The sequence below is a fragment of the Moraxella sp. 179-F 1C4 NHS genome, assembly GCF_045370505.1.
In the GTDB taxonomy this organism is placed as follows: Bacteria; Pseudomonadota; Gammaproteobacteria; order Pseudomonadales; family Moraxellaceae; genus Faucicola; species Faucicola tetraodonis.
Genome location: NZ_JBIQEC010000045.1, coordinates 1 through 6,262, shown reverse-complemented (window position 1 = coordinate 6,262; position 6,262 = coordinate 1). Strand labels below are relative to the sequence as shown.

The window sequence follows — 6,262 nt, the reverse complement described above, 5'->3', positions numbered from 1 at the left end:
GCTTCAGACGAATTTTTTCTCACTTTGGTATCAACGGGGTTCACAGAGATTGCCTGAACTTTTACCAGTACATCACGCTCTTTAAGCGTAGGCTTCGCTTTTTCAATATCTACCAATGAATTTTTAAAATCATCATGGTGATTGATAACATACGATACGGCTTTCATAGATTTGTCCTTAACTTTAAAAAATATAGTAAAAATGGGAGCGAGACGCTCCCATTTTATGTTATTCAATCATTAAAACTCTTGGCTCGTTGGGCGCAAAACAATTTCATTAATATCTACATCTGCAGGCTGTTCAATTGCATAAGCAATTGCTCGAGCGACTGAGTCAGCTGGTATGGCTTGTTTGTAGAAATCAGTAACAAACTCTGAACTTTCTTTATGAGAAGAACCGAATTTTAGTTCTGACTCAACTGCACCAGGCTCAATAGTCGTCGTTCTAATTGTTCCCCCAACTTCATGACGAAGTCCTTCAGAGATGGCTCTTACAGCAAACTTAGTACCGCTATAAACAGTACCGCCTGGACTAAATACTTTTATCCCTGCAACAGATGCGAGATTAATAAAGTGTCCAAAGTTTTGTTTTTGGAAAACAGGTAGGGTAGCGGCTATACCATAAAGAACACCTTTAATATTAATGTCGATCATACGATCCCATTCATCAACTTTTAGCTCACTTAATGGTGCAATAGACATTAATCCAGCATTGTTTACCAATACATCGATTTGACCAAATGCGCTTAATGCCTTTTCAATAAGTGCTTGTACTTCATGGGGTTTGGTTATATCCATACCAATAAATTCAGCTTGACCACCTTCAGCACGAATGTCGTGAACAATAGCCTCTAATTTTTCAGTTCGTCTAGCACCAAGTACAACCTTTGCACCTTTTTTAGCAAGTAAGCGAGCAGTAGCTTCACCTAAACCACTACTTGCACCAGTGATAACAATAACTTTATTTTCTATATTATTCATACAAGTAACCTTCAACCTATCTGTCAATCATATTTGATGGGTTAAGTATTACAGCTTTGTTAGGTATAATAAATGAATAATATTATCTTTCATAATTCCTATTTACGGAATAATTACCATAACACAGGATTGGACATGCAGAACAAATTGGAAATGATGCGTATCTTTTGTGTCGCAGCAGAGTCTCGAAATTTTAAAGAGGCAGCAACTCAGCTGGGTATTTCCCCACAGGTAGTGACACGGGCAATAAAAGAGCTAGAAGAGCAGCGCGGAGAGATTCTGTTTTACAGGAGTACTCGACAAATTAAAATTACTGCTGATGGTGAGCGTCTGGCAAAGCAAGCACGTTTTGCGGTGGGATCGATCGATGCTTTGTTTGTAAAAGAAACTAAGGAAAAACGAGATGAAATGCGTGGGACTGTCCGTCTTACTGTGTCGTCTGTGTTAGGGCGTAAATTGGTAGTACCTGCACTAGCAGAATTTGCCACACGTTATCCAGATATTGTCGTGGATTGTGTGTTAACAGATTCACACTCGGATGTGATCGATGAGCGGATAGATATCGGGATCAGATTTGGATTTTTGCCGGACAATCGATATGTGGCAAGGGAATTGGCTAAAGTGAACTTTTATTCTGTGGGTACGCCAGAGTTAATTGATAAGGTTGGAATGCCTAAAAAAATTATTGACCTAGATAAATACCCTCTAACAGCACTGGTCGATCATAAAACAGGGCGTTACTGGCCATGGACATTCACCGAAAGTCGAAGCTTTACGCCATCAAAGCCCCGTTTTATTACAGATGATCTAGAAGCTGAATTTCAAGCTATTCTCGCTGGAGTCGGATTCGGACACATGCCTGGATTTCTAGTTTTGCCGTGGCTTAGGAGTGGTAAGCTCATTCAGATATTTCATGAGGAAACCTCTCCCGTTTGGCGCCTGTATTTATATCGTCCACAGCGGGGCCCGACACCTTTGCGAATCCGAGCGTTGTTTGATTACTTAGTGGAAGTGCTGGGCCATATAGAAACCTGAATCAGATAAGACCATCATGTATCTAGAGTAACTACAATTTTTCCTATTTGCTGATTTGATTCAAGATAGCGCTGAGCGTCATGCATGTCATCAAAGTTAAAGCAACGGTCGATCACTGGACGAAGATATCCTGCACCTATACTGCTAAGAATAAATCGTCTGGCTTGCTCCCTTAGAACAGGGTCATGCAGAACCTCAAGGAACAAAAAACCTCGCATGGTTAAGCTCTTGCGTAATGCAACTTTAAGGGGAAATGGTGTGATCTCCGGGCTAAGTGCACCATGCATAACCATAGTTCCTCCCACAGACATCGCTTTTGCAATCTGTTCAATATGTGGCCCTCCTACAGCATCGAAGGCGACATCAAGATGTTCTCCACCTAAACGTAAAACAAGCGCCTCATACAAATCTGGTTCATCTTCACTGGCTATAACATTTTTAATACCGAGATCCAGTAAACGTTGCTTTTTCTCTATCGTCTGTGTACTTGCAATGACCTTAGCACCCGCTGCTTCAGCTATCTGTATCGCAGCTAGTCCTACGCTACTTGAAGCTGCTGTGATCAAGATCGTTTTTCCTTTCGAAACTCCACCAGCATGGATTACACCACCCCAAGCCGTCAAATACTGCATCCAGATTGAAGAAGCTTCTTCCCAGCTTAAACTATCGGGTTTGTGAACTAAAAAAGTTTCTGGAATCAGAAGCTTGTCCGCATATGTCCCATATTTGGCTAGATTGTCAGTCGGAAGAATCGATACTGCATCTCCTGGAGAAAATTGGCGTACACCTTCACCTATTGCCAGAACTATGCCTGCTCCCTCATATCCCAGACGAGAAGGGAATACTGCCTTTTGAATATAAGTACCACGCCGAAACATTACATCAGCCCGGTTGAGTCCTATCGTTTTCATCTGGATTAGAACTTCTCCTGCTGCTGGTAAAGCAACAGGAAGAGTTTCTAATGTCAGAACATCAGTATCTCCAATACTATTGAAGCGCCAAGTCTTGGCCTGAAGTGCGTTAAATGACATCAATCACGACCTTAATATTGGCAGAGCGATCTTGAACAGCATCATGAGCCTCAATCGCTTGGTCTAGAGTAAAATGACGAGGATCAACAATAGGACGCAGTTTACCTTCCTCAACAAGACGAGTCGCGATCTTAAGGATATCACCATGATGAGCACGGCGATTGCCTGTTAACATCGGCATCAGGACGAATACGCCAGACACTGTGGCACACCGTAGAGATGAACTCGCTAAATTATGATTACCAAATGCAGCACAACTGGTAATGTGGCCATAGTGAGTTGTCATGGAAAGTGAAGCTTCGAGTACTGGACCACCCACAGTGTCGTAAACAATGTTAAAACCTTGACCCTCAGGGCTTGCAGCAATAATGTCATCGGAAGATGCTGTTGTGTAATCGAGAGGTGTTGCACCGAGTTCTAAAATCAGTGATTGATCAGCTGTACGACCAGTCGCCCAAACATTTGCATCAAGTGCTTTTGCAAGCTGAACAACCATATAACCAACGCCACCAGCACCACCCTGAACCAGTACAGTTTGCCCTGGTTGGACCTTCGCATTATCCACTAAACCTTCCCAAGCCGTGAGGAACGTCAATGGTAGTACTGCTGCCTCGCGCATAGAGATATTCCGTGGCTTTAATGCGATTAGATCAGCATCTGCTACAACATATTCTGCTAAAGATCCTTGAAGACCACGAACACCACCTATCAGACCGTAAACTTCATCTCCGACATTGAAGTGAGTGACACCTTCACCAACAGCAGTTACAACCCCAGCCATATCCGTTCCCAACACGGCAGGAAGCTCTGGCATAGCATATGGTGCTTCACCAATACGAATTTTATAATCAATAGGGTTTACACCACTAGCATGAATACGTACTAGAACTTGCCCAGCCTCTGGTTGAGGTATAGGCAGTTCTACACGTTTAAATTCATGATCACCAAAATTTTCTAGGATAAGAGCATTCATCATCTTATTCATAGTTGTTCCTTATTCTTAACTGGGGGATGATATGCATAGTACCAAAGTAGATTAATCCAATAAATGATATTTATAGGATTTAATAATTCCTAAATAATGAATAATAAATATCATCCGCTCACTAAAGAAGTGGGGTTCAGCAGATGCTTACAAAAAAAGAGATCTACACAGACCTCTTTTTTATTTGGGTTTAATACGTGAAATTATTGCTGAGTGCCATCTTCATTCAGAATTTGCCCTGTGTGCTTTGGTTTAATTAAAGGTGCAGTCGGACGCGGTCCTGTATATTGCAAGCCGATACCAGCATAGACATCATCTGCTGCAATTTCAGTTCCAAAACGTTCTTTGTCTAGTGCTCGGATTTCTTGGCTAATTTCTTCAATATTCCTCTGGTCAACACCCAATTCTTCTAAAATTGCACCGCCAAATAGCATTGCCGACTCGAAGGTTTCGCGAATCATGTAATCTACATTTTGTTTTACTAAATGCAGCGCATGCTCACGGTCATAAGAGCGAACCAGTAACTTGGCCATAGGAAATTCATTTTGCACCAACTCTACGATCTTATTCGTCGTTTCTTTGTGGTCTACGCAAACAACAATAGCTTCAGCCGTATCTGCTCCAGAGGCATGTAAAATATCTAAACGAGAACCATCGCCATAATAAATTTTAAATCCAAATCTTTCAGCGTTTTGAATCATGTCGATATCATTATCAATAATGGACACATCAATGCCTCGAGCAAGCAGCATTTGACTGGAGACTTGTCCAAAACGACCGAAACCAATCATCAATACTTTTCCAGAAAGTCCTTCGGCAATACGGATATTTTCTAAAGAAGTTTGTTCTGTAGTTTGGGTAAAACGTTTAAATAGAATGCCAACAATCGGGGTCACAATCATCGACAAGATTACAATCGCAGTCAGATTTGAGCTTTCCTCAGCACTAATGATTTGAGCACTCAAGGCGGCAGCAAAGAGTACAAAAGCAAACTCCCCCCCTTGAGCCATTAGTAATGCGCGATCGAGTGCTTCAGAGTGTGAACTTTTGGCCAAGCGTGCAGTCAGATAAATGATGGATGCTTTGACAAACATCAGCACAAGTACAGCACTTAAAATTAACGCCCAGTTATTTTTTATGACGTTAAGGTCTAATGACATGCCTACGCCTAGAAAAAATAATCCGAGCAATATGCCACGAAACGGTTCAATATCTGCTTCAATCTCATGGCGAAAAGTGGATTCGGAGAGTAATACCCCTGCAAGGAATGCCCCCATTGCCATCGATAAGCCACTAACTTGCATCAGTAATGCTGCGCCGAGTACCACTAAGAGTGCTGCGGCAGTCATGACTTCACGGGCTTTGGCTGCGGCTAATAAGCGAAATAAAGGATTAAGCAACCAATAGCCTGCAGCGATTAAACCTGCAATTGATATTAAACCAATCCCAATGCTCTGCAAACGCGCAGAAGTACTTTCAACAACTTGATTCGGTGCGATAAAAGCGACAATTGCCAATAAAGGGACAATCAATAAATCTTCAAAAAGCAGGATCGAGACAATTTTTTGTCCTCGTGGTTGAGCAATGTCTCCACGATCCCCCAAAAGTTGCATCACAATTGCAGTCGAGGTGAGTACAAAGCCTGCAGCACACACAAAACTCACTTGCCAAGAATAGCCATAGACCAAGCCTACCGGCATTAACCCCAATGAACAGGCACTAATCTGTAATGTGCCTAATCCAAAAATTTCTTTTCTTAAACTCCATAAATACGATGGACGCATTTCTAGTCCAATCACAAACAGATACATCACAATACCAAGCTCGGCAACATGCAGAATAGAGGCAGAATCGTAGAAAAACGCTAATCCAAATGGACCAATAATTAATCCTGCAATTAAATATCCCAATACCGAGCTTAATCCTAGGCGCTTGATTAAGGGGACTGAAATCACTGCCGCTGTGAGCAGTATGACAGGGGATAGAAGGTTGATAGATGTGGCTTCTACACTCATATATTTCTCAGATTTTGTATAGAGTTTGTTGACACTTCAAGTATAGAAAGTAGATTCAAAACACGGTACTGGTCTGAAAAGTATGCTGAGGTGTAAATAAAAAAGACAGCTTGAGAAAAAGATGATAATTTGAGGTTATGAAGACACAAATTACAATCAGATGCCCAAGCTGTCTTGGCTTTAGTATAAAGAAAAACGGCTGGAAAATCTATGGCA

General features: G+C 41.7%; 5 protein-coding genes and 2 pseudogenes. 2 read left to right on the top strand and 5 right to left on the bottom strand.

Annotated elements, in window-relative coordinates:
• Together ACH0AB_RS11505 and ACH0AB_RS11500 are read right to left on the bottom strand one after the other, a co-directional pair.
• Positions 1-167 (bottom strand): annotated as a pseudogene (locus ACH0AB_RS11505) (zinc-binding alcohol dehydrogenase family protein); the annotation flags it as partial.
• A gap of 72 nt (positions 168-239) precedes the next feature.
• Positions 240-980 carry an SDR family oxidoreductase gene (locus tag ACH0AB_RS11500; RefSeq protein WP_048881947.1) on the bottom strand — a complete coding sequence of 247 codons (741 nt, stop codon included), beginning with the start codon at positions 978-980 and terminating at the stop codon, positions 240-242.
• A 135-nt stretch (positions 981-1,115) separates the two neighbouring features.
• Here ACH0AB_RS11500 and ACH0AB_RS11495 point away from each other — a divergent pair, with 135 nt between their 5' ends.
• Positions 1,116-2,015, top strand: a complete 900-nt coding sequence (locus tag ACH0AB_RS11495) for a LysR family transcriptional regulator (RefSeq protein WP_406878233.1) — start codon at positions 1,116-1,118, stop codon at positions 2,013-2,015.
• A gap of 14 nt (positions 2,016-2,029) precedes the next feature.
• On the opposite strand, the gene ACH0AB_RS11490 is transcribed toward ACH0AB_RS11495, so the two are convergent.
• The 3 genes from ACH0AB_RS11490 to ACH0AB_RS11480 form a co-directional block, all read right to left on the bottom strand.
• A complete protein-coding gene (locus ACH0AB_RS11490) occupies positions 2,030-3,046 on the bottom strand; it encodes a zinc-dependent alcohol dehydrogenase family protein (protein WP_406878232.1) in 1,017 nt (338 codons plus the stop codon).
• Positions 3,036-4,031, bottom strand: a complete 996-nt coding sequence (locus ACH0AB_RS11485) for a zinc-dependent alcohol dehydrogenase family protein (RefSeq protein WP_406878231.1) — start codon at positions 4,029-4,031, stop codon at positions 3,036-3,038. Before ACH0AB_RS11485 ends, ACH0AB_RS11490 begins: the two co-directional genes overlap by 11 nt.
• Before the next feature lie 203 nt (positions 4,032-4,234).
• Entirely contained in the window at positions 4,235-6,046 is a 1,812-nt protein-coding gene (locus tag ACH0AB_RS11480; protein WP_406878230.1) for a monovalent cation:proton antiporter-2 (CPA2) family protein, read from the bottom strand.
• Between the two features lie 137 nt (positions 6,047-6,183).
• Between ACH0AB_RS11480 and ACH0AB_RS12005 the strand changes: the two are divergent.
• Positions 6,184-6,262: pseudogene (locus tag ACH0AB_RS12005) on the top strand (IS1 family transposase); the annotation flags it as partial.

What these genes read in the sequence shown, in the direction of transcription:
- ACH0AB_RS11500 (WP_048881947.1), bottom strand. Translation starts at nt 980, where the DNA reads ATGAATAATATAGAAAATAAAGTTATTGTTATCACTGGTGCAAGTAGT.
- ACH0AB_RS11495 (WP_406878233.1), top strand. Translation starts at nt 1,116, where the DNA reads ATGCAGAACAAATTGGAAATGATGCGTATCTTTTGTGTCGCAGCAGAG.
- ACH0AB_RS11490 (WP_406878232.1), bottom strand. Translation starts at nt 3,046, where the DNA reads ATGTCATTTAACGCACTTCAGGCCAAGACTTGGCGCTTCAATAGTATT.
- ACH0AB_RS11485 (WP_406878231.1), bottom strand. Translation starts at nt 4,031, where the DNA reads ATGAATAAGATGATGAATGCTCTTATCCTAGAAAATTTTGGTGATCAT.
- ACH0AB_RS11480 (WP_406878230.1), bottom strand. Translation starts at nt 6,046, where the DNA reads ATGAGTGTAGAAGCCACATCTATCAACCTTCTATCCCCTGTCATACTG.